Origin of the sequence: Winkia sp. UMB3158, assembly GCF_030217145.1 — a bacterium.
Classification (GTDB): Bacteria; Actinomycetota; Actinomycetes; order Actinomycetales; family Actinomycetaceae; genus Winkia; species Winkia anitrata.
Genome location: NZ_JASONH010000009.1, coordinates 1 through 22980, shown reverse-complemented (window position 1 = coordinate 22980; position 22980 = coordinate 1). Strand labels below are relative to the sequence as shown.

Here is a 22980-nt window from a genome sequence, read left to right as displayed (position 1 = left end):
TGGCTGATTATCACGTAAACTCAGAATTGACCACTGAAACTGAGCGTCAAATCAAATAAGGAGTTGGACGTGTCAAACTCAGAAGAAACCTTTGAAGGTTGGGAAGGGTTCAAAGAAGGATCCTGGACCGACCAGATTGATGTCAGGGACTTTATTCAGAAGAACTACACTCCGTACGAAGGTGACGAATCCTTCCTGGAGGGGCCTACTGAGAAGACCCTGCGTGTTTGGGACACTCTAGACAAGAACTACCTCGCTGTAGAGCGTAAGCAGCGCGTGTACGACGTTGACACCGACATCCCGGCTGATGTTGACGCTTTCGACGCTGGTTACATTAGCGAGGACGACGACGTAATAGTCGGCCTGCAGACCGACGTTCCGACCAAGCGCGCCATGATGCCCTTCGGTGGCTGGCGCATGGTCGAGACCGCTATCAAGGAAGCGGGCAAGGAAGTAAATCCCGAAGTAAAGAAGATCTTTACTCACTACCGCAAGACTCACAATGACGCGGTGTTCGATATTTACACCCCGCGTATTCGTGCAGCTCGTTCCTCGCACATTATTACCGGTCTTCCGGATGCCTACGGCCGCGGCCGCATCATCGGTGACTACCGTCGCGTCGCCCTCTACGGCGTTGACAAGCTGATCGAAGAGAAGCAGAAGGACAAGGATCGGTACGCAAGCGAGCCCTTCTCTGAGCACTGGTGCCGCTACCGCGAAGAGCACGCGGAACAGATCAAGGCTCTGAAGAAGCTGAAGAACATGGCTTCCAAGTACGGCTTCGACATTTCCAAGCCGGCAACTACTGCTAAGGAAGCTGTTCAGTGGACCTACTTCGGCTACCTAGGCTCCGTGAAGTCCCAGGATGGCGCCGCAATGTCCATTGGTCGTCTGTCCGCATTCTTTGACTGCTACTTCGAGCGTGACTTCGCTCGCGGCGTGCTGGACGAAAAGGGCGCACAGGAAATCATCGACGCATTGGTGATCAAGCTGCGTATCGTCCGCTTCCTGCGCACTGAAGCATACGACCAGATCTTCTCTGGCGATCCGTACTGGGCAACCTGGTCGGATGCAGGCTTCGGCGAAGATGGTCGCCCGCTAGTGACCAAGACTTCCTTCCGTCTGCTGCAGACCCTGATCAACCTTGGGCCGGCACCGGAACCGAACATCACCATTTTCTGGAACGAGAAGCTGCCTGAAGGCTACAAGCGCTTCTGCGCCAAGGTCTCCATCGAGACTTCTTCGATTCAGTACGAAGCTGATGAGCAGATCCGCGAGCAGTGGGGCGACGACGCAGCAATCGCATGCTGTGTTTCCCCGATGCGCGTTGGCAAGCAGATGCAGTTCTTTGGCGCTCGTGTGAACGCTGCTAAGTCTCTTCTGTACGCCATCAACGGTGGTCGCGACGAGGTCTCCGGCAAGCAGATCATGGAAGGCTATGAGCCCATCAAGGGCGACGGCCCGCTGGACTTCGATGAGGTTTGGGAAAAGTACGAAAAGATGCTGGACTGGGTAGTCGGCACCTACGTAGAAGCCCTGAACATCATCCACTACTGCCACGACCGTTACGCATACGAGTCCATGGAAATGGCACTGCTCGACTCCGAGCTAGTTCGTACCATGGGTTGCGGCATCGCTGGTCTGTCCATCGTTGCTGACTCTCTGTCGGCAATCAAGTACGCGAAGGTCACCCCCGTTCGCGACGAGACCGGCCTGGTAGTCGATTACAAGACCGAGGGCGACTTCCCGCTCTACGGCAACGACGATGACCGTGCCGACGACATTGCAGCGACCGTGGTCCACACCATCATGTCCAAGATCAAGGCCATCCCGATGTACCGTGATGCAATCCCGACTCAGTCGGTTCTGACCATCACTTCGAACGTCGTCTACGGCAAGGCCACTGGCGCCTTCCCGTCGGGCCACAAGGCAGGTACCCCGTTCGCACCGGGCGCAAACCCGGAGAACGGCATGGATACCCACGGCATGTTGGCCTCGATGCTTTCTGTCGGAAAGCTCGACTACAAGGATGCCCTGGATGGTATCTCGCTCACCAACACCATTGTTCCCTCTTCGCTGGGACGCACTGAAGATGAGCAGATCACCAACCTGGTCGGTATCATGGATGCTGGCTTCATCAAAAAAGGCTAGTCAACCCTAAAACGTCCTATAAACAACACAGAGAAGGAGAATAGGAATGGCAGTAAAGACTTTCGAAGACCGCATGGAGTCGATGAAGGCCGCTCGTAAGGACAATGGTGGCGTCAAGGGCCTGTACCACGCCAACATCAACGTCCTGAACAAGGAGACCCTTGAGGATGCCATGGAGCACCCCGAGAAGTACCCGCAGTTGACCGTTCGCGTATCCGGCTACGCCGTCAACTTCGTGCGCCTGACCCGTGAGCAGCAGCTCGACGTGATCTCGCGTACCTTCCACGCAACTCGGTAAATTTGGTTTTACCGCTTACAGTTCGGGGCGATACAAGCTGGGAGAGTGAAGGCTCTACCGGCGAGTATCGCCCCGAACCACTAGAGATTGAGGTTCCCAGGCTTCAGGGAGCCGGACTTGCGGGTGTCACCGATGCGCCGCAGATGAACCGCCAGGAACATCTGATGGCGGTACGAGCCGGAGATATTGGATCGGTGCACTCGTGGGAGCTGGTGACTGCGGTTGACGGTCCTGGTACGCGCCTGACCGTTTTCCTCGCAGGATGCCCGCTCCGGTGTGTGTACTGTCATAACCCTGACACGTTGAAGATGCGTGATGGTACGGCAGTGCGTGAGTCGGATCTAGTGGAAAAGATTGCTCGTTATAAGGCAGTGTTTGATGCTACTGGTGGGGGAGTCACCTTCTCGGGTGGCGAGCCGATGATGCAACCCGTGTTCCTGAAGCGTCTGCTGAAGGATTGCAAGGATCGCGGTATTCATACGAATATCGATACCAGTGGTTTCCTCGGAGCTAATTTCTCGGATGAGGATCTGAATCTGCTTGACCTAGTCATGATGGACGTAAAGAGTGGCAATCCAGAAATCTATAAGAAGGTTACTGGTCGCCCGCTTGAGCCCACACTGAAGTTTGGGCAAAGGCTTGCGGACAATGGCAATAGGGTCTGGATCCGTTTCGTGGATGTACCCGGGTGGACGGATGATAAAGACAACGTGGAGCGCGTTGCCGACATTGTGGCCCAGTGGCCAAATGTTGAGCGCCTGGAAGTCTTGCCGTTCCACCAGATGGCTCGCGATAAGTGGGCTGATCTGAATATGGAGTACAAGCTCGAGGACGTGGAGCCGCCTTCGAAGGAGCAGGCTGAAGAGGTGCGCGATATTTTCCGCTCTCGTGGCCTGACAGTGTACTAAGCTGTAAAAATGTAGTTGGGCGTCGGCTATTGCCGGCGCCCAACTAATTTAAAACCGCCTTAGGGCGGTCTTTTTGTTGACATGGGGGCGCCCTATACCTACCCTATTAAAACGATAACCATTCCCAATAGAGTAGTTAGAAAGGCAATCGTGGCAATCAAGAAGTTGCTTACGGCCTTAGCCGTAGCCGCCCTCGGCGCGAGCTTAGCGCCAGCAGCAGTAGCTGCGCCTAAACCCATTCCGGCAGAGAATGCCAACATTTTTACCCTTACCGATTCCACTGGTTCACTTAGTCTTACCGCTTCTGTGGCGGGGCAGAATCAAGAGCCTGGGCAAGCTTATGATCCGCAAGCGATACTGCTGAGTGTTACGGGGAAAAGCGCCAAAGAGAATATCCGGATCCCTGAAGGAATTGGTGAGAGCAGTTATTTTCTTTCCCAGCCAGAAGATGGCGGTCCTTTCGGATGGGATAGCTCCGCCCTCGCCAATAAGGGCTATGGGGCCGCCAGGGTGCGTTTCAAGAAAATAGAAGGGCCTGGAAAAGTTTTTGCCTACCACTGGCAGGAGGGGCAATCGATAGGCGCATTGTCTGGCGGAGAGACGCTGCTTAGTTCGGGCAGCACTATGGAGCATGCCGAACCAGAGCGTAAAGCTATCAGCTGGTTGTTTGAAAAAGCGGGCACTTACAAGATGACTGTTGCTGCCGAGGCTGAAAAGGAGGGGCAGACGGTGCGCTCGGCGGAGCGAACCTACACCTGGCAGATTGGCCAGAAACATCCGAACACATCCACAAGGACTTACAGTGCCCCAGAAAAGGAAACGGTAGCTGCGGCTCCGAAGGCAGATAGCCCACGAACAAATAAGGGCGAGGCGAAGCGGGTAGAGCAAACACAGAATCAGCCTACAAGTGGGGAAAATGCCGCTGGCGAAGCCCCAACGCCGACTGCTGCTCGTCAGGAAACTGGAGAATGCAAACTGATAGACAGCGATGAAGAAGGGCTGCAAGCAGTCCTAAAAGACGACCGAACTGCGCCGTCGAAATGGATAGACCCTGCAAGCATCACGTTTCCCGTCGGAGAAGCTGCGAAGCAAAACCTGTCCTCCGCCCTCGGGCCGGTACAGGCGGGACATGTCTGGCTAATAGGTGCCACCCAGACGAAGAATGTTCCGTGGCTGGGCGCTAACACGATGCACGAAACGCTGGTGGAAAAAACTGATGGTCCAGTCAAGTGGAAACTCACGGGCTTCCGAGGACCGGGCACCATGTTTGTGTTCACCAACGGGAACCTAGGAGAAGCTGTAGGACAAAAGTGGTTCCTAGGAAAAGATAACAGCGCCTCCGGCGAGGTCGACATTCCCCACAATACCCACGTGCACCCAAACTGGGCCTTCACTAAACCCGGAAACTATGAGGCTGAAATTACTCAGACCGCAAAAGGCAAGGACGGTAAATCCCTCAGCGCGAAAACCACCCTGCACTTCACAGTTGGAAAAGGCGCAATGGACGGACACTTCGACCTTGGCGCAAAAATAGGCAAAGGTGGAAAAGTCTGGCGTACCCCGGATGGCAAGGAATGCAAACCCGCAGCAGGGTTGGCAGGCACTGGAACATCCTCATTTACGGGATCGCTCAGCGTACTGGCAACCGGGCTAGCTGTGTTCGGGATCGGTGTACTAGTTAGGCGCAAATGCGCAAACTAATTGCAGTGGTTTTGCTCTGCTGTTGCGCCTGTAGCCCCGCAGCACAGAGTAAAAAACCACAAGTAGTTGCCACCACCCCCGTGTTAGCTGATATTGCGCAAAACGTTGCGGGCACGCGGGCCCAAGTGAAGGGTCTGGTAAAGCCAGGCGCGGATCCGCACTCATATGAACCGACTTTGGCAGACGTGCGCGCCATAGCCAATTCCAAGCTGGCGCTCACCAACCATCTGCTCCTGGAAGAACAATCCCTGTATCGTGCAGTCCGAAACAACTCGCGCGGACCAGTGATAAAAGTCGGTGAAGAGACTCCCAAATATGGGACGCGAATGCTCCCGCTCGTTGAAGACATCACCCTGGACACGGTGTGGCTAGGGATGCGAGTAGACGGGACTACAGCACGCATGCAAATGACCGCAAAACGCGGCCCCGGAGACGTGAGTGCCTACCTAACCACATCATTCGGCAGCCCGCAGGTCTACCTAAACTCTGCCGACGGCATCGATCAACGCGACGGCGTGGACCTTCCCGCAGGAGCGCACACGCACATGAGCTGGGCATTCACCAAGCCGGGGATCTACCAGATCGACTTTGCCGCAAAGAACGCACGCAACTCAATTACCTTCGCAGTTGGAGTGGACCCCGCCAGAAGCGAACTGACGAAAAATATGGAGGCCCTAACCCAAGGGCACGAAGACATCACCCTAAAGGACGGAAAGATCCTAATCACAGGCGACGCAAAAGACGGCCGGAACAAAGCGAGCTTTGACCCAACGAAGACTGTAATCGTAGTGCCGCCTGCCGCCCTCGAACAGATTCCTCCCGACCCACGTTTTCGGTTCCTAGGTCGCCCCGGACACGAGACCTACATGCTGGCGCAAGCAGTGATTGGCAAACATGTCCACGGGGAAGTGGATCCCCATATGTGGCAGGACGTGCAGGCAGGTATCGCGTATGCGAAGGTCATACGCGACCATTTGAAAGAGGTCGATCCGGCTGGCAGCGCCACATATGACAGGAACACCCGGCAGTATGAGGCGAGACTGAAAAAACTAGATGAATATGTACGCGGACAAATTCGCGCCATTCCGAAGGCGCAGAGGCATCTAGTTACCACTCACGACGCATACGGGTATCTGGGTAAGGCGTATGGGATAAATGTCGCCGGTTTCGTATCGCCTAACCCCGCGGTGGAACCTTCCAGTAGAGATTTAGTAGCGCTAACTCGGACCTTGCAGAACCTGCATGTCAAAGCTGTCTTCTTAGAACCTAACCTTTCTGCTAGATCAAAAGATCTGACTGAAACAGCGAAGCGGCTGCACATAGCTATATGCCCCATACATGGGGATACCTTCACCGAAGAAATAAATACCTACGAAAAAATGATGGCCGCCAATGCAGACTCTCTGCGGCGGTGCCTGGAGAAGAAATGAAAAGAACAATCCTGATCTTGATGAGCGCCTTGATACTGGGTATCTTGCCGCTAGCTCCCGCATACGCTGATGAAAATCTAGATCAAGTTGTCGAGCAAAACGAACAGATTGCGCCTGCCGGAACGAAGAAAATTTTTTCGGAGGGGCACGCCGACTTAGGCATCGTTGTTTCTGGTGAACGGGCGGAAATCCTGATTCGCGACGATTCGGCAGATAAGCCAGTATGGCGTCATCCCGAGGACGTCACGTTCAATCTACAGAAAAGTGCCATCCAGGTACTTCCAGAGGGAACTGACTACAACTTCACAGGGGCCGCGGCAGGCGAGAGGGTATGGGTAATACCGCAACAACAAATTGCGCACGTGCCGTGGCTAGGTTGGAATACGCAACACCCGGGGCTGGCGAATATGGGATTGCGTGGCGTGACAATCGAGTACGCGGGACATATTGGGCCGGGCGAAGCCACTGTTTTTGAACAAGATGGAGGCTTTGCAAAGCCTAGGGTGCTATGGACTTCAAAGAAAAAACACGCCCAGCCGGTGTTTACGGAGATAGGAACCCATGCTCACGCCAATTGGGTGTTCACAAAGCCGGGAGTCCATCTTATTGCTATCAGGATGCGGATGGAGGGACGAAAGCAGAAGAGCCTGCAAACGTATTTGCGTTTTGCCGTGCAGACTGACCCGCATTCCAGCGTCGATGTGTCTTGGCAAGGCAAGATGGCGGAGGAAGCTACACGGCCTGAAAAAGCAGATGCAGCGAGGCCTGAAAGAAGAAATGGGTATTTGTTTTTTGGAATAGGAGCTGGTGTCTTCGTAGCAGCTGGCGTGGCTTATTTGATGACTGTGCGTTCTAAGAGGGCGCGAGAGGAAGCCGAAGCGCAATGAGTGGGATTGCAGTAAAGGAACTAGGTGTGCACCTTGGGGGACGCCAGATCCTGCAGGACATTAGCTTTGCGGCTCGACCAGGTGAACTTGTGGGGTTGGTTGGTCCAAATGGTGCCGGAAAAACCACATTGTTGAGGGCGATACAAGGACTGGTTCCTTCTAAGGGAACAGTCGACTTGGACCCGGCACAGATCGGGTATGTGCCGCAGCGGAGAGAATTTGCATGGGATTTCCCTATTGACGTTACTGGGGTAGTGCTTTCTGGACTTACTCGACAGATAGGGTGGGGACGCAGGGCTAAGTCGCAGCATTTCCGCGCCGCCCTCGAAGCACTTGAAAGAGTCGAATTACGGGCTCTTTCACGACGTAGTGTAGGGGAGTTGTCGGGAGGTCAGCGCCAGCGCGTGCTGGTAGCACGGGCACTTGCCGGGTGTCCTTCGGTCCTGCTGCTGGACGAGCCATTCACGGGCTTGGATTTGCCCTCTGCAGAATTGTTATTGGGGCTTTTCCGAAGGCTAGCTGATAGTGGGACCACAATCTTGATGTCCACTCATGATCTAGCGGGGGCAGTGCAAAAGTGCGACAAATTGTTGCTACTGAAGGGGCGGATCGTGGCATACGATTCGCCACAGGGGATGCGTGATAGGCAACTTTGGAAAGAGGCGTTCGAAGTTACTGACGATTCGCCTCTCTATAGGCTGGTGGGATGTAAATGATTTCTCTTCTTGACTTTTTCGCGGATCTTTCTAACCCGGTGCTCTCCTTTTTGCCTAGAGCACTGTTGATTGCGATGCTTTCTGCATTGGTATGCGCCGTAGTAGGAACTCACGTAGTTTTGCGCGGAATGGCATTTATTGGGGACGCGGTTGCTCACGCGGTTTTTCCAGGCATAGCGATTGCCTATGTTATGGGTTTTTCTTTAGTGGCCGGAGGGGCAGCTGCTGGGGGAGCAATAGCGTTGCTTGTAGCCGTGCTTGCCCAAAACCGAAAAATACGTGAAGAGACGTTGATTGGGATACTGTTTGCTGCAGCATTTGCCTTGGGGTTGGTGATTATTTCTAGGGCGCAGGGGTATACCGCTTCGTTGACCAGTTTCCTTTTCGGCTCTATTACCGGTGTGTCAGAGGGCGATATCTTACTTGTTGCCGCCTTGGGATCTGTGATTGTGGCTACAGTTCTTATTCTGAATAAAGAGCTGGTTGCGGTTTCTTTGGACCGAGAGATGGCGCGGGCTCTGGGGCTACCGGTGTTCTGGCTAGATCTTGTGCTCTACATAGCTGTAACAGGCGCGGTAGTTATCTCGGTGCGCACCATTGGGAACATCTTAGTGCTTGCCCTTTTGGTCACGCCGGCTGCAACCGCGCGACTACTGACGGACCGTCTAGCAACAATGATGGTGCTGTCAGCTGTTTTCGGCTGCATTGGCTCCTTCTTCGGAATTTACCTGTCATGGGCATTAGACGTTCCGACGGGGGCGACCATTGTTCTTACTGTTACAGTAATTTTTGCAGTTGCGTGGGGTGGGGCAGAAGCGAAGAAGTCGCGAGCCGTCGCGGGATGCCGTAGGCGCAGCGTTAAAAAGAAGTCCCCCCGGCAGGGCTCGAACCTGCGACAAACGGATTATGAGTCCGCTGCTCTAACCGACTGAGCTACAGGGGGATCGCGCTCTAGTTTATATGCAACTTCTGCCTAAGTCACATCGCCGGGTTACCGTAGAGCTATGTTTGGCAGAAATTCTTATAAACCGTCGGCAGCGCTAGCTAAGTTGTTGGAGCCGAAAGAAAAAATATTGCATCTCATCTCGCTTACTACCGGACAGGCTGCTGCTACTCGCCGCGGTCTGGTGGTGGCAGACGCAGAGCGTAATTTTTCTGCTCCTTGGTATGAAGTGAAGCACGCTGTGTATCGAGATGATGAGTCCTCGATCACTATTAGCTTTCAAGATCCATCCCAGGATAACGTGAGACTAGTCACTGATGAGGGTGATCCGATTCGGTTTATGGATGAAATTCGCGAGGGCGTAGAGGAGGCGCAGGTGGCCAGTATTGCTCGAACACTGCCTAATGGTACGCAAGTCAGTGTGTCGATTTTGCGGCACAATAGTGGGAAATTGTTTTCTTTTGTGGCCGCTGATGGGTATGTTCCAGAAAAATATTTGGACGAAGTTGGCAAGTTAGAAAGTGAGCTGCGCGACCAAGTTGGAATGCCTCTTCGACCCGCTTCTGATGAACCTGTCTTTGGAGGCGATTAGACGAGCGGGTGGTAAGTCTGCTAAATTCTTACTCGTCGCGATCCCGCGTAGCTCAATGGCAGAGCATTCGACTGTTAATCGAACGGTTGTTGGTTCGAGTCCAACCGCGGGAGCTCTTAGAGCCGATTTTGGCCCGCTTATTCACCGCTTATTTAGTAGTGAATGGGCTTGTGTGTGTTTTTCGTGAATCTTATTTTCCGTTGATATTTAGCCGCTTATTGGCATGTCTACAAAATTCTTAAGACGAGGCGTTCTCGGTAAATGAGATGATGAAAACTCGGCCGTCGCTATTAAATTGTGTTTCAGTCCCACCTAAAGGTACAGGCCAACTCTAACGATCAGCCGGCGGAGTCCAACCGCGCAACGTCAATAAATACTCCTGTGGGGGCTCCCGCAAAGGAAACCCGTCCCAAGGTGGGGGAGTATCCTCAATCATCGCGTTAGCCAAGGCCGCAATCCGGCGCGAATCCGTACGTCCATCTACCAGCCAAGCCAAAGAAGCCTTTTTCCTACCGGGGTCCCAATAACCACACTCAGGCGTTCAAAAATGCCGCGCACCTCAGCTGGGCCAAAGTCACCGGTAGCAAGGAGTGCCTGATACAGGCGGAGCTTAGCCAGTGGGGAGCCTGGCTGAGCCGCGTCCTTCACCACATCCCAAAAATCCACTTGGCCGCTCTGTATTGCTAGCAGCGCCGCCGCCCTCTCCCCATTGGAGGCCCGGGCGGCCGCGTGCAGTGCAGCCGCATCAAAACTATGCGTGTTCATGGCAGTATCAATACCTCCCGACTAGTAGTTACATGGCCGGCGTAATTGTAATTACGCCGCAAAGGCACGACCGTGTGGCCGTTTGCCCAAGCGGTGAGAACCTGATTAGTTCGCCCCTTATGCTCTAGACACTCAGCTAGCGCCCACGGGCCCTCTAGAGCGTCAATATGGGCCAGCAGGCCCTCCAGGTGCCCCGGCCCCCAGCCTTGGTAATTAACCCCGGCAAGTAGGTATGGCGGGTCAAAAAAGGCCAACCTGTCTTTGGTTGGCACCTGCTGGTAGGGCAGGGTGGAGAAGATGACCTCTTTCGATTGCAAAGCACCAGCGTAAGCAATCAGCTTCTTAGCCCGAGGCGGGCACAAATCTACCCGGCCCACCGTAATGTTTACTTCACCCTTTAGGTTGTAGCGCAGCCGGTTATTGAAGGAATACATCATTAGTACCAGGGCTGCCTGCCTTAGGGAGAAGCTAATATTGCCCCGGTTGATGTCTTCCCTGAGGGCATTGAACGGGTCCCGGTTGAGCCTGGCCAAATTAAACCTAGTGCAGCCCTTCCCCGCATAGTAAGCCCGCCCGTAGGTGGAAGCGTCAGTAAAGCCGTAAGCGCGAATTACTGCCCGTAACCGTTCCAAGATGGCCCCGGTAGGGGTCTCGTATAAGAAACGTAGGCCAGCAATAAGCAGGCGGTCAATATCATTTACGTGGATTGATCTAGCAAGGTTTACCCCCACCATGGCCAGGCCGGAAAATGGCTCAACTACATCGCAGTCAAAAACACCCAGTCGGGCATACTGCTTGATCAGCTTCGATTTATTACCTGGCCATGAAAGGGGAGATCGTATGTAAGTCTCCTTCACGTATCATCCCTGCAAATGTCACCAATGGGTAGGACGTTGCAGTACATTTTTCGTGCCCGAAGTAGGTAAACCCGCTCCGCTAACTCACCTAGGTTTTCACCGGTGATCTCCAGCGTATAGGCACCATCGTCCTTAGGGAGCAACTTCAGCTGCCACTGCTTCGGCAAGAATCCCGCGTCTTGAGCATCACTAGCCCAAGTATTGATCCAACTGCGACGGAACGTGTTTACCTTTTCACGGTTATTAGCAAAAATTCCGTTAGCAGCTGCATCATCCGTAGTGCGTAAGTAGATTTCTTCGGCGCAATCATAGGTTGGTGCTCTGAAGCTCCCCCAATTGGAAAGAGAACCTACTACATCATCTGTTTGCGCTAGAGACCCCACTCTTTCACTCATGGCGGCGCGCACCCGACCCGGGTCAGCATCCCGGCCAAAGCGGGCAACGAAGGCTCCAATGGAATAGATGCCATCTGCGCTAGCGTAATTGTCAGGCACTAAAGGAAGCTCGGCAATATCTTGCATAGAAACACCCCCTTTAGCTAGCAGTGCTCGCCGGGGCCTGTGCTACTGGCACATCAGCCGTTGTCGGCCCAGCCGGTGTAGCCGGTTTGGTTTCGGTCAGGCTTTTGATACTTATTTGGGTAGGAAAGCTAATGCTGATCCGCTTAGTTGTGAGGCCTATATTCGGGCTTTGCGTCAGCAGTATGTGTCTTTGGCTTCTAATCAGCAGGCTGCCAGGGTGATGACTGGTGTGTCTGGGTTGTGGGAGGCGACGTCTGTGCCTGCGTGGAGGCAGGTGCAGTTTGGTCGGGTTGTGGTTGATGGCAAGCAGGCTCAGATGGATACCCATTCTTGGTGTAGGTTGCTTGAGTCTAATTCGAAGGTTTTGGCTAAGGATCAGGTCGGGCTGTTGAATAAGGCTTTGGGTGCTTCCAAGATGGCGCTGAATCCTAATTCGATTGCTTTTTCGTTTGAGTCTACGAATCGTAAAGATACTGATATTGCGATGGTGGCGTGGGCTGCTTGTCGTAACCGTCAGGGTAGGGCTGGCCAGTGGGCTATTCCTAATTTGACGGCGGGGGATAAGGATCTTGTTGGTATTGATTTGCGCGGTTTGATTCGGCCTTTAGATACTGAGGAGGGGGACGGTCAGAATAAGACCAGTAGTGATAAGGGTAAGAAGTTTCCTTCTAGTCGCACTAAGGAAGAGGTAAAGAAGGGCGAGGAGGATTGCGCCTTTGCTTTTGAGAAGGATTTCCGGTCTACTGAGGCTATTGCTAGCAAGGAGAAGCCTTCCCTTACGGATAATGTGCGGAAATTGTCGGAGGTAAAGGCTCCAGGCCAGGGGGATAGCACAGCGCCTTCTGCGGATACTTTGAGTTCTGAGACTGCGAAGGCTGAGGCTGGTACTTCGGATAATCCAATTTATTCGCTCTCGTTCTTCTGGCCGCCTTATGAGGTAACGCAGAATAAGTTCCCTTACAAGATGTCTAACGGGTATGTGTTTTTGTCTTCGCTGCACGAGCCTACGTCTAATGCCAATATTTTGCTTGGGCCTTTTGCACACATGCTCTCGTCGTTGTTTGTGTTTTTCACGGTGGGGTCTTTGTCCATCATGGTGCTGATGGCTAAGACGGTGCTGATTAGCTTTTCGATTATCGTTTTCCCGATGTTGCTGTTTGCGTTATTTTCAGACAGTGGGATGAGTAAGTTGGCGGGGATTTTAAAGCCGACGTTCTCTTACTCGCTATTGACGGTGCTTACTACGTTTATTTTGTCTACGGTCACGATGTTGTCGCAGACTATGGCGCAGATTTTTGCGGGTGGCACTAGTGGGTTAGCTGGCTTTACTTCAACTATGATGGTTGGGCTTGGCCCGTTCTTGTCCTTGCTGGGTATTCACGCCTTGTTTACGAGGGTCTTCAAGGTGAAGTCCCCGCTAACGCTCAAGGGGTGCTATTTCTTGGGGTGTGGGAACCTCTAATCAGTTGCAGGCGATGGCTTCTAATCTTGGGGGCAAGCTTGGTTCTATGGGTTCGGGGTCTTCCGGGCGCGGGTTCGGGGCCGGGCTCAACCCGATGGCTGGTTCTAAGGCTGGTTCTGTTGCTAAGTCCTTTGGCAAGAAGGGCCTTTCGGGTACTGCAGGCGGGGCTAAGGGCCTGGTGATGAAGGCTAGGAAGCATAGTTTAAGGGCTGAGGATGGCCAGGATCATGCTGAAGAGAGCCAGGATAAGGCAAGAGAGCGCGAGATGAAGAAGGCCGAGTATGCGGCAAAGCGCGAGAGGGAAGCGGCTCACAACAGGGAGTTCGGCTACTTGTATGGGCTTGCCGAAGGCAAGGGAATTCTGCCTGAAGACTTTGGTAAAGAGGGGTTCCTCAGCCCCAAGAAGGATACTGCTGAGGATAAGCCTGACGGCCAAGGTGGGGCCCCCGACAGTGGAGGCGGCCAAGAGGTAACCCCCGGCAATCCTGGTGGTGCTGGCGGTCAGACTGAAGCTCTCGAGGGCGCTGACGAATTGCCTGCCGCCGGGGCTAATAAGCCGAAAAAGGAGGGCGGGGCCCTGCCGGTTGAGCCACCGAAGCCAGAGGCGGAACCAGAACCGAAGCCAGAGGTGGAGCCTGAACCGAAGCCTAAGCCCAGACCCTATAAAGGGGCCACGCGACCTTACCAGTCGAGAGTGAAAGGCAAGCCCATATTCGTCGGTAAAGGCAATCCTGATGCCGACGAGAACGGGTACGTGCAGACTTTTGTATCCCCTAGGGCCGCGCAAAAGGTAAGAGACTATATAGGACGGCAGGATAAGTACGAACGGTAGTCTGCCCTGACGGGGCGGTAGGTGTTACGGAATGTTGCCCCGGTGGGGGTCCCGGGGATTATCAATCACTACATTGACCCGATCAACCTGCTGTGACTACCATTACTTATCCCTACTGAGGTGAACCCCGCGTAGGGAAGTTATGGCATTCAGTGACGAATGGGTAATTCCTGTGAAAACTACAGCCCGAGCATTCGTCGTTGTCATGGTTACCAGTGTGCTAACTATGTCTGGCGTAGGTGCGGCCTCTGCGATTGAGGCACCTGAGTCAATAGCATCAATTCCTGCTCTGGAAACAAGCGATATTGATCACGATCTAGTTAGGAGCCTTTTCAAGCAAGAAATGATTGCTAATGGGAAGTACGGCGAATGCTTAGAACTGCAACAGGATCTGAGGGCTATACAACAAGAAAGAGGGCCTAAGGGGGCGGCCGCTAAGGCTGCTATCAAGGCTGCAATAAAAGCCATAAGGGGGATCGGGAAGAAGGCTTGGAACGCAACAATAAATAAATTGCCAGTTCCCAACTCGGTGAAGAAATATTTAGGCTATGAAACAGTGATGAAGGCCCTAAATGTCGCTACAGGATTTGAAGGGACGATCGAAAATATGATCACCAACGCCCTAACGTCAATTAAGGTCCCGTCTTGGGCTGCCGGTGTCGCAGCCAGAGCGATCGTTTTTGCACTTCTGTAGGGGCACAAAGTTGATGTCGCATAAGAATGCGGGCCGCAAAGGTTACGTTGCAATCTGCACTGGGGCTGCTGCGCTGGTTTGCGCAGGCAGGGTGGCTTTTGAGGGGCTTGCACATGCTAGTTGTGTCTTGTTTGTGCTGCCGTTGGTTATCTTAAGTGTCCTAGGCCTAGTCTCTTATGTCTCTGACTGTGATGGCAAATATAAATGGCTGGCTATGGGGGTTACTGTGGTTGCCACTTCGGTAGCTTTACGTTTACTTTTTGGGATTCCGGCCGTTTTCCGGTAGCAAATTGTTTGCCTAGCTGCGAAGCGTCGAACAAGTCTTCGCAGCTAGGCGTATCCGTCTCCAACGTGACACTAGAGAGGCTGCCAACTGCCTTAAGCAAAACCACTCATATCGGATACGGTTTTCATTTTACGCAAGGGGGTTGCGGATTCAAAGCCATTGCCGCCCTAACTTGTAGGAGCCTGCCTATACGTCCAGGTGGGAGGCCATAACCCCATACAGGTCAGCCTGATTGAGAAAAGCCATGTGGGCCCGCTCTTCGCCGACCAAATAAGTTCCACAGCAGGCTGCAACAAGAGGCAGGAACCCGACCACCTCATGCAGGCCCTCCACATCGTAGGCTTACCAAAAGGCCTTTACCCCGTCCGCATCCCCGCTCATTAGGGAAGTGACTAAGGTTAGGGCAAGTAGGTAGAACTCGTCTGCACCGCCTAGGGTCTTTCGTCTAACCTCGGCTAGAGTTTAAAGAGGGTCTTTGTCTTCTTGCCAGATGGCGAAATCGTCGATGGCTTTGATGCAAGCGTCAAACCATACTCCGGCGGCGTCGCGTAAGTCGCCGACATTCGGGTCGTAATCTTCGAACATGTACCTGTGCTCGCGTTCATTATGCAGCAGATAAGCACATTTGGTGTCGAAGTTTTGTTGACATAAAAGCTGTTCCTTGTTTACAACATTTCCTCCCTGATACAAAAGCCGAAACGGGGGCGGCCGTCGTTTCCATATAAATGGCTTACAGTCGAAATTCGCCCCTGTCGCGATGCTGTAATTAGTCAGCATGACTACAAAGATTGACACCGTAGAGTGCGGCTACACCATTAAAACAACATTCATCCACAAGGATGCAACGGTCACTTTTATAAGGCGTAGTTGCAAAAATCTCCCGCGATAAAACCGGCATTTTACGGCTGCGCTCCGAAGGTGGAGTAACGCTAGCAAGTGAAGAATGGGAAGACCTACAAATCGAAGTCGTAGATACCCCCACTATGGGGCTGCAAAATGGGAAAATACTGTCCAACATGACTTCCTTGCGCTTCCTGCCTGTGGGGTTGGGGTAGAGGACTGTTCTGGCAAGCTGATTTTGCACGCTGGCGATAATAAGTGGCTACATTCCGAAAGAGGGGGCATCTCGCTTGCAGAAGTAAACTATCCGGCCAGAGTCGTAGCAGTCATATAAATTACCGGCTGCTTTGGGCGGAGTCGTGGCTGCGGGTTGGCGCTGTTATGACCTGCGACCGCTATGGGGTCGGTGCCTGTAGCTACTTCTTATAAATACAAAATATTGGGGCTCATTATTCAATGATAAAGGCCCGGGACGGGCGTATCCGTCCCGGGCCCGTAACGCGGCCAAGCCACATTACTTATTGGTTATGTTACTGGTTTTTCACCTTGCGCCCCACCATTATTGCGCCACCGGCCCCCAGTAGGGTCGAAGCCGCTAGCAGAGCAAGCACGCTAGTGCCTGTGGCTGCCAGGGTCTCGGCCTTAGCCCGGCCAGCAGGCCCCGCCGTTGCCGACTTGGTGGAAGGCTTAGCTGGTGCCGGTTTGCCAGCTGGTTTGCCAGTGTCGTTGCCTGGCTTGTCGGCGCCAGTACCGGGCTTTGCAGCATCTGTGTCAGGCTTGTCTGAGTCGGTACCGGCATCGGTGCTTGGCTTATCAGTTTGAGTACCAGCATCGACCCCCGGCTTGTCGGCTGGCTTATCAGTTTGAGTACCAGCATCGACCCCTGGCTTAGCCGGATCAGTCTGTGTGCCGGCGCCAGTACCGGGCCTTGCAGCATCTGTGTCAGGCTTGTCTGCGCCAGGCTTGTCGGTACCGGCTGGCTTGTCAGTTTGAGTACCAGCATCGGTTCCGGGTTTAGCCGGGTCAGTCTGTGTGCCGGCGTCAGTTCCGGGCCCCGGGGCTGGTGGGGTCACGCTGCAAGCCTTGATTTCGGCCTCAGTCATATCCCTTGTGCCTTCTTCTACGCTTACTTGCGCTGGGCCAAAGCTCCAATCCCGCTTAGCGGCATCCCAGGTCGGCTGGGAGGTTTCCACCTCCCGAGTCCGCTTTACAGTCTTCGCCTTGCAATCCTTATCGCCTTCAACCCAATCGGCCTTCACAACCTTGGCCTCAGGTTTCTGTAGCAAGTCCTTCAGCTCATCGTTAGTACAGTCCCGGCGGCGATTCTCAGTTACGTTAGTCTTATTGGCCTCGTCCAAAACATACTGTTTAGTCCCGGCGTCCCACTTATAGGGGATAGTCGTTACCAGGCGGGACTCTTCTAGGGTCTTAGTCTTGGCATCGAAACTGCCAACCACCACAAGCCAGGGGCCCTCATTCTTCTTCGGCTCTGGCGCATCAGCAGGGCATTCTTTCAGCTCGGCCTCGCTCATGGGACGCGGCTTATCAGTTTCTACTACCCGACGTTCGTTGTCATAGTCAGGAACCCACTTGTGTGAAGACAAACTCCATTTCCACGGGGCAGTGATAAAAGTGTGGGTGAGCGTAACAGTCTTAGTCCTACAGTCTTTTTCTTCCTTGCGCTTCTTCTTGATCTCGTGCTTATATTCGCCGGCAGGCTTAGGTGTGTTGTCCCGGATCTCTTGCTCGGTTAGAGGGCGCTCGCGCTTTTCAACCTCCACCTGTGGCTCGCCCTTGACCCAAGTGGCCTTAGCGGCATCCCACTTATACGAAATAGTGGTCTTCGTACGTTGTTGCTCAATGTTATAGAAGTCCATGCTGAGGGTTCCAGGGATGTCTTCCCAGTCCGTAGTAGTAACCTCGTCAGCAGGTTTCGGGCCTGCGCAAGCCTTCAAATCTTTTTCATTAAGATCGCGCTGGGCAGTTTCCACATCCGTAACCGCCTTTAGCACCCAGCCGGTACCAGTCGCATCGTCAACCCAAGTGTAGGTCGTCTTGGTACGCGACTTCTTACCTTTGCGGGCCGTGCAATCAGTGCCGGAGTCAAGATTTTGCCACTCGGAGGTCTCCGGGGCAGGATCTGCCGGCTTGGTCTGACTTACGGTGTAGGTGACCTTTACGTTGAAGCCCGACTGCCCCGACTTACCTGAAGAGAAAGCAAAAGTATCCACTTCGCCCTCGGTCTTAAACTCATGTGGTAAAGAGTGGTAGTCGTTTTGCTTATCGATGTCTAGCGGGCCCGAACAATCCGACGGAGGCACTAGCTTGCCCATCTTCACCGTCATGGAGGCGACCTGCTCGCGGGCGGCAATATCGGATACATGACACACCGGGGCCATGTCGATGACACGATTGTTGTTGAAGTTGACGTAGCCCAGCTTCTTGAGCCCTTTTAGTGGGCTAAGATCTGCGACCGCGTTGTGCTCAATGTTAAGTTTGCGCAGGTTAGTAAGCCCTGCCAGCGCACTAATATCGCGGAGCTTATAAGAGCTATCTTCTTTGCTAACCCCGCGTACGTGCCCTAAGTCGAGTTCTTCTAGCTTCGGCATCTTCTTCACAGTAGAGATGTCGCGCAGCAGAGCATTGTTGACCTTTAGCACCTTCAGGTTGGTTAGTGGGGCTAGTGGGGTGATGTCGCGGATCTCGTTAGAGAAAATCTGCCCGTACTTTTCTATAGCCGTGTCATAGCTGTTCAGGTTTAACTCTTCCAGCTGCGTCATAGAAGAGAGAAAGCTAAGGTTTTTCACTCCAGCATCACGCAGGGAGAGCTTCTTTAGTTTCTTCAGCTTGGCTAGAGACGCAAACTTGCCGGAAATGCCTGGGGGATTCATCCGGTGTGGTTCGAATTCGAAACTGGTCAGGTTTTCCAGTTTGTCAAGATCGGCCAAAGTTGCGCACTTCAGCTCAGTGATCTTGCCCAGGTCTTCAGCGGTTACTGTCCCGTACTGGCCCCGGCCTAATTGCACCGAGATACACTCACGCAAGGTGGGGTCAATTTCGGCCTTGTCCGTAGCCAAAGCAACGTTGCTAAAGCTAAGTGAGGCGATAACGCCCAGGGCCAATACGGCTCCTGCTTTTCTTCGCACAAAGACTCCTCTCATGGAAGATAATGGGATTAGTTAGGGAACCCTAACCAAAGCACACTATCGGAGCGCGGCCTGCATAAACATTCCCAAAACTAAGGCGCAGGCCTCCTATGGCCTACACGCTGATCCCATAAGAGCCTCGTAGGTACCTGCTGGAAGATGCGGGCTCAGTTAGCCTAGAGCAGGCTATTATTTATCTGGCAACACAGATGGAGGCCACGGTGGATGTCGTAACCAGAGATGACGTAAAGCATAAACTAACGAAGTTTTGCGCCCGGTGGTCTTCTTGCGTTGACCTGGCCCGCACCGAGGGAACTAGGGTGCGTAGTCTGGCGACTTCTTCCATTTCAAGTGTGCGTATCTTCCCCTTTCTGGGGGCGGTTACTTCGGTATCAGCAGCAAAGTTGCGCTCTACCCACCCGCGCCTGGTCGCGTATTTTAGGGCCCTGGATACTAGCGAGCGGATTTCTCTCGCCCGCTTGACCATCCCGGCGTTTACGACGACATCTAGGCGGGTTTGCAGCTCGGGGGTGTTCACCGCCGTTAGCGGGAGCGGCCCAATATAGTGGGCTGTACTTTTCGCCAGAGTGTTGTAGGTTTCTAGGGACTGTGGGCTAACCCTGCCGGTTAGAGAGCGCACGTAAATTCCAATGAGCTCATCTAAGGTTTTAGGGGCCTGCACCCCCGAAAGGTGGGGCTTTGGGGCCAGTTTTTCTTCCAGTCTGGCCCGGGCCGCCCCTTTGGTCTTGCCCCGTGCGGTAACCCGCTTGTAGGTACCCAGCTCATTAGTGTAATAGCAGACGGCATCCCATGCGGGTCCGGCCTTGCGGAACTTGATTTCGCTATAGTCTGTTGGGTTTGTTTTTGGCCTAGGCATTTTGACTCTCGATCCAATCTAATACTTGGTTGTACTCGTATCGGACGGTCGAGTTTTCTAGTTTTACCCATATGGGCCCAGTCCCCATTTCGCGCCACCGTTGGAGCGTGCGCACGGAACAGGAGAGTATTTTTGCCACTTGCACGGTAGTCAGTAATCTCGTCATAAATGGCAAATACAGCCACGAAAATTTTTGGTTCTCCGTCAATAAAACGTCAATAAAACGTCACTTTGATTTCACGTCGAGACGATACATCAGTGTTAGGCCAGGTAGGAAGAGGTTTAGGGCTCTGAAGGTGTGAGGCTACACCCTGGGTTTAAAATCGTATGGTTGTTGGTTCGAGTCCAACCGCGGGAGCTCTTCGCCCCGGCCATGCGCCGGGGCATTTTTCTTTAATAGCGCCGAAAGCGGCACTTCGAGATACCGAGCTACGACGTCCAATTCATCCAAGGACCACGCAACCGCGCCGCGCCAGCGGCGGGATATGGAAACTTTGGAGGTTCCTAAAACCTTCGCTAGTTGTGCTGCGTTTGCCCCCGCGCGTGCTGTTTCGGCGCGATGCTCATCGGCTAATAGGACTGAATCCTTTCCGTAAAGATGCGTGGGAGGTTACTGATGCTCCTTCCCTTCGAAATCGTTTCCATAATCACTGTCTCTACTTTGTTAGAGGAACCTGGGGGACTGGGCTTGCCAGCCCGCGGCTAGCGTTCCCCTTTGTTAAGTAGGTAGTCGATCGACTCAATGACTCCTACCCTAGAGATGGGAAGAGCTAGGAATACTTAGATACCAGTCAGAACCACCGTCTCAAAACTCCATTCTCCAGAGCCGCCGGGTGACAACCAGGTGGCATTGTTATGTTCTCGCGATGGGTTTCGTCAAGATTTTCTAGGAAGAATTGTTTTTTATCCCCAGCTACAGGGATCATTTCTCGGAGGTTTGTCTCAGTGGTTTTATAACCGCCATCGTAATTCGCCGTCGTAGGGGACTAAGACCCTAATTCGTGTGCAGGAGTAGCATGTTTCCGAGGCTGCTTGTGGCAGCCAGGCTCACCTAATTTGTGGGGGCACTAGCTGTTTACAGTGTGAGGCTAAAACTGCAGGAGCACGTAGCTACGATGCCATTTTGAGCTTGAACCATCTCTCGCACGCCCTTGTGTTGACGGAGGAATGGAGGGGTAGCAGCTTTGTATTGTCGTTGTTTTGCGCCCCGGTACCACAATAGATTTATAAACTCATGGGTCCCGGCTAATAAGGCCGGGACCCATGAGGTGGCAGGCAGCTTAGTTTGTGGTAGCTGCAACCTCCTTTTCGGCTGTTGCAACGTTAGCCTCTGCTTCGGCAAGTTTGGCAGTGTTTGCCTTTACCACTGCATCTGCAGCCTGCTTGTTAGTTTCTGCAGCGCCTAGCGCCTTCTTAGCGTCCTCTACGCTACTCTGGGCAGTGGTAACCCTGCTCTGAGCGGCATCCACCGCAGTCTGTGCCTGGGTTATTAGTGCAGCCTGAGCTTCGTTAGCTTGCTGCGTCTTGCTTTCGAGGTCTGCCTTGGCAGAATTCGCTGCAGTAGTAGCGCTCTCCACTGCAGAATTTGCGACGGTAGCGGCTTCAACGGCTTTGACTTCTTTTTGCTTAGCAGAGTCGAGCTGTGCTTGTGCGGCGGCTACCTTTTCCTGGGCATCAGCGGTGTCTATTCCACCATCTGTCGTTGGGGCAGTAGCTAGCGTACCGGTCAGTCCCTCGGAGAGCGGGGCCTTGATCTTCTGGTAGTCCGCTGAAGTCTTGTTGTTCTTGTAGTCGCCAGCAAGCACGTACCGGTTATCTTTATAGGAAACCCCCGCAATAGCATCAGATCCCGCCAAATGTTTGGTTGAAGCTACTGTATACACATCCACTGGCTGGTTCGGTTGTGCGAAACCAAGACCGCGCCAAATATAGATGAATACGCCGGTTGCTTTGTTATATCCCAGACCGGAACCCGCGGCATTGATTGATGGGTTCAGGAAATTCCTATTGTGTCCCTTGGAATTTGTCAGGCCAGTGAATATCGATTTTGCCAGTGCATCTGCAGTCTCTTGGCTGTCGACCCCGTAGCCACTTCTATATGACATGTTTTCAGCAGCTGCGTATATCTGGTCGTCTCCCAAAGTCCGAGTTATCAGGAACCGCTCCTTATCCTCACGGGTAGCCCCGGGAATATTCTCGTCCACAGTGGGTATGTGGTTTAGACGCCTGTCGTTACCCTGTGCATCCTTCGGGTCTTCGGCAACCCAGTTTGCGAACTCAGTCATTAGAGCGTTGTATCGCTTGACCATAGGGAGCTTTTCAAGGCCTCCCTGGCTGCGGTATTCGTTGGTCATCTCAGCGACTCGGTGGTTCACATAGTCTAGACGCTGAGCTTCGGACATCTTCTCCCAATCAAAGCGCTTTGCCTCGGCGGAAGCTGCTTCAGCATCTTTGAGAGCCTTGAGGGCGCTGGTATATGCATCCTGAGCCGTCGCGGTGTTAGCAGCAGCAGTAGTCGCGACTGCTTGTGCCGCCTCTGCCTTAGCGCGAGCTGCGTTCAACCTCTCGGTAGCATCTTTAGCAGCTTTTTCTGCCCTTGCCACGGCGTCTGTCGGAATGCTGCTGTGAGCAGCTGCTAGTCGAGCCTTTGCCCCACCGAGTTCTTCCTGGGCAGCTCCAAGTTTGGCTTGAGCTGCCTCCAAGTCAGCGCGTGCCTTAGTTAATACTTGGTCTGCGCCAGCGGATATGACTTGAGAAGCCTTAAGGGCACTCTCTGCTTCACTCTTAACCTGTTGAGCGGCCTTTAAACGAGCCTCTGCTTCGATGCGAGCTTTGGGATCAGGTTTCGTCCCCACATCCGGTTGAGATCCGATGCTAGGAGTTTCTTCTGTGCCTGGCTTTACTTCGGTGCCTGGGTGGGTGTCCGGCTTGTGGGTATCGCCCGGCTTGGTGTCGGTGCCTGGGTGGGTGTCCGGCTTGTGGGTATCGCCCGGCTTGGTGTCGGTCCCTGGTTTGGTGTCGGTGCCTGGGTGGGTGTCCGGCTTGTGGGCGTCGCCCGGCTTAGTGTCGGTCCC

19 protein-coding genes, 2 tRNA genes and 2 pseudogenes are annotated in these 22980 nt (G+C 53.6%); 13 read left to right on the top strand and 10 right to left on the bottom strand.

Translation table 11 applies throughout. The annotated features are described in order from the left end of the window. The first annotated feature begins 69 nt into the window (after positions 1-69). The 8 genes and pseudogenes from pflB to QP400_RS09620 form a co-directional block, all read left to right on the top strand. Complete coding sequence (pflB, locus tag QP400_RS09655; protein WP_004804703.1) at positions 70-2151, top strand: formate C-acetyltransferase; 2082 nt, start codon at positions 70-72, stop codon at positions 2149-2151. A 46-nt stretch (positions 2152-2197) separates the two neighbouring features. Then, the gene (gene grcA2 / locus QP400_RS09650) at positions 2198-2449 is read left to right on the top strand and encodes an autonomous glycyl radical cofactor GrcA2 (protein WP_004804705.1); all 252 of its coding nucleotides are present in this window, start codon (positions 2198-2200) and stop codon (positions 2447-2449) included. Positions 2450-2613: 164 nt separating this feature from the next. Continuing rightward, positions 2614-3357, top strand: a complete 744-nt coding sequence (gene pflA / locus QP400_RS09645) for a pyruvate formate-lyase-activating protein (protein WP_004804708.1) — start codon at positions 2614-2616, stop codon at positions 3355-3357. Positions 3358-3507: 150 nt separating this feature from the next. Then, positions 3508-5058: a TIGR03773 family transporter-associated surface protein gene (locus QP400_RS09640; protein WP_160309211.1), complete on the top strand. Its 1551-nt coding sequence runs from the start codon at positions 3508-3510 to the stop codon at positions 5056-5058. Further along, the gene (locus tag QP400_RS09635) at positions 5046-6488 is read left to right on the top strand and encodes an anchored repeat ABC transporter, substrate-binding protein (RefSeq protein WP_004804712.1); all 1443 of its coding nucleotides are present in this window, start codon (positions 5046-5048) and stop codon (positions 6486-6488) included. The genes QP400_RS09640 and QP400_RS09635 overlap by 13 nt, the downstream gene beginning before the upstream one ends. Beyond that, positions 6485-7375, top strand: a complete 891-nt coding sequence (locus QP400_RS09630; RefSeq protein WP_004804714.1) for a choice-of-anchor M domain-containing protein — start codon at positions 6485-6487, stop codon at positions 7373-7375. The genes QP400_RS09635 and QP400_RS09630 overlap by 4 nt, the downstream gene beginning before the upstream one ends. Further along, a complete protein-coding gene (locus QP400_RS09625) occupies positions 7372-8091 on the top strand; it encodes an anchored repeat-type ABC transporter ATP-binding subunit (protein ID WP_004804717.1) in 720 nt (239 codons plus the stop codon). Before QP400_RS09630 ends, QP400_RS09625 begins: the two co-directional genes overlap by 4 nt. Continuing rightward, positions 8088-8894 (top strand): annotated as a pseudogene (locus tag QP400_RS09620) (anchored repeat-type ABC transporter permease subunit); the annotation flags it as partial. The gene QP400_RS09625 and the pseudogene QP400_RS09620, both read left to right, overlap by 4 nt. Positions 8895-8960: 66 nt before the next feature. Here the strand turns inward: QP400_RS09620 and QP400_RS09615 are convergent. Continuing rightward, positions 8961-9034 (bottom strand) — tRNA-Ile (locus QP400_RS09615). A 61-nt stretch (positions 9035-9095) separates the two neighbouring features. On the opposite strand from QP400_RS09615, the gene QP400_RS09610 reads away from it, so the two are divergent. After that, entirely contained in the window at positions 9096-9626 is a 531-nt protein-coding gene (locus tag QP400_RS09610; protein WP_004804718.1) for a hypothetical protein, read from the top strand. Between the two features lie 41 nt (positions 9627-9667). Continuing rightward, positions 9668-9739 (top strand) — tRNA-Asn (locus QP400_RS09605). Between the two features lie 367 nt (positions 9740-10106). Here the strand turns inward: QP400_RS09605 and QP400_RS09600 are convergent. The 3 genes from QP400_RS09600 to QP400_RS09590 are packed head-to-tail and all read right to left on the bottom strand — an operon-like array spanning position 10107 to position 11769. Then, the gene (locus QP400_RS09600) at positions 10107-10391 is read right to left on the bottom strand and encodes a hypothetical protein (protein WP_004804720.1); all 285 of its coding nucleotides are present in this window, start codon (positions 10389-10391) and stop codon (positions 10107-10109) included. Further along, the gene (locus QP400_RS09595) at positions 10388-11248 is read right to left on the bottom strand and encodes a DNA adenine methylase (protein ID WP_004804722.1); all 861 of its coding nucleotides are present in this window, start codon (positions 11246-11248) and stop codon (positions 10388-10390) included. Before QP400_RS09595 ends, QP400_RS09600 begins: the two co-directional genes overlap by 4 nt. Next, a complete protein-coding gene (locus tag QP400_RS09590; RefSeq protein ID WP_004804723.1) occupies positions 11245-11769 on the bottom strand; it encodes a hypothetical protein in 525 nt (174 codons plus the stop codon). The genes QP400_RS09595 and QP400_RS09590 overlap by 4 nt, the downstream gene beginning before the upstream one ends. A gap of 169 nt (positions 11770-11938) precedes the next feature. Here QP400_RS09590 and QP400_RS09585 point away from each other — a divergent pair, with 169 nt between their 5' ends. The 3 genes from QP400_RS09585 to QP400_RS09575 all read left to right on the top strand — a co-directional run bounded on the left by QP400_RS09585 (position 11939) and on the right by QP400_RS09575 (position 14757). Next, positions 11939-13231, top strand: coding sequence for a hypothetical protein (locus QP400_RS09585; protein ID WP_141740554.1), 1293 nt, complete (start codon positions 11939-11941; stop codon positions 13229-13231). Further along, positions 13218-14063, top strand: coding sequence for a hypothetical protein (locus tag QP400_RS09580; protein ID WP_004804728.1), 846 nt, complete (start codon positions 13218-13220; stop codon positions 14061-14063). Before QP400_RS09585 ends, QP400_RS09580 begins: the two co-directional genes overlap by 14 nt. Before the next feature lie 142 nt (positions 14064-14205). Next, on the top strand, positions 14206-14757 hold the full coding sequence (locus QP400_RS09575; protein ID WP_004804738.1) for a hypothetical protein: 552 nt from the start codon (positions 14206-14208) through the stop codon (positions 14755-14757). Positions 14758-15505: 748 nt separating this feature from the next. On the opposite strand, the gene QP400_RS09570 is transcribed toward QP400_RS09575, so the two are convergent. From QP400_RS09570 to QP400_RS09555, 6 genes and pseudogenes are all read right to left on the bottom strand, one after another. Further along, entirely contained in the window at positions 15506-15628 is a 123-nt protein-coding gene (locus tag QP400_RS09570; RefSeq protein WP_004804743.1) for a hypothetical protein, read from the bottom strand. A 785-nt stretch (positions 15629-16413) separates the two neighbouring features. Next, the gene (locus QP400_RS09565) at positions 16414-19029 is read right to left on the bottom strand and encodes a hypothetical protein (protein ID WP_048706503.1); all 2616 of its coding nucleotides are present in this window, start codon (positions 19027-19029) and stop codon (positions 16414-16416) included. Positions 19030-19222: 193 nt separating this feature from the next. Further along, on the bottom strand, positions 19223-19906 hold the full coding sequence (locus QP400_RS09560) for a phage integrase central domain-containing protein (protein WP_004804750.1): 684 nt from the start codon (positions 19904-19906) through the stop codon (positions 19223-19225). Next, positions 19899-20072, bottom strand: a complete 174-nt coding sequence (locus tag QP400_RS10515) for a helix-turn-helix transcriptional regulator (RefSeq protein WP_102201935.1) — start codon at positions 20070-20072, stop codon at positions 19899-19901. The genes QP400_RS09560 and QP400_RS10515 overlap by 8 nt, the downstream gene beginning before the upstream one ends. 138 nt (positions 20073-20210) lie before the next feature. After that, positions 20211-20426 (bottom strand): annotated as a pseudogene (locus QP400_RS10510) (helix-turn-helix domain-containing protein); the annotation flags it as partial. Between the two features lie 760 nt (positions 20427-21186). Beyond that, positions 21187-22980, bottom strand: a 1794-nt coding sequence (locus QP400_RS09555) for a hypothetical protein (protein ID WP_285462657.1), incomplete at its 5' end; no start/stop codon positions are given.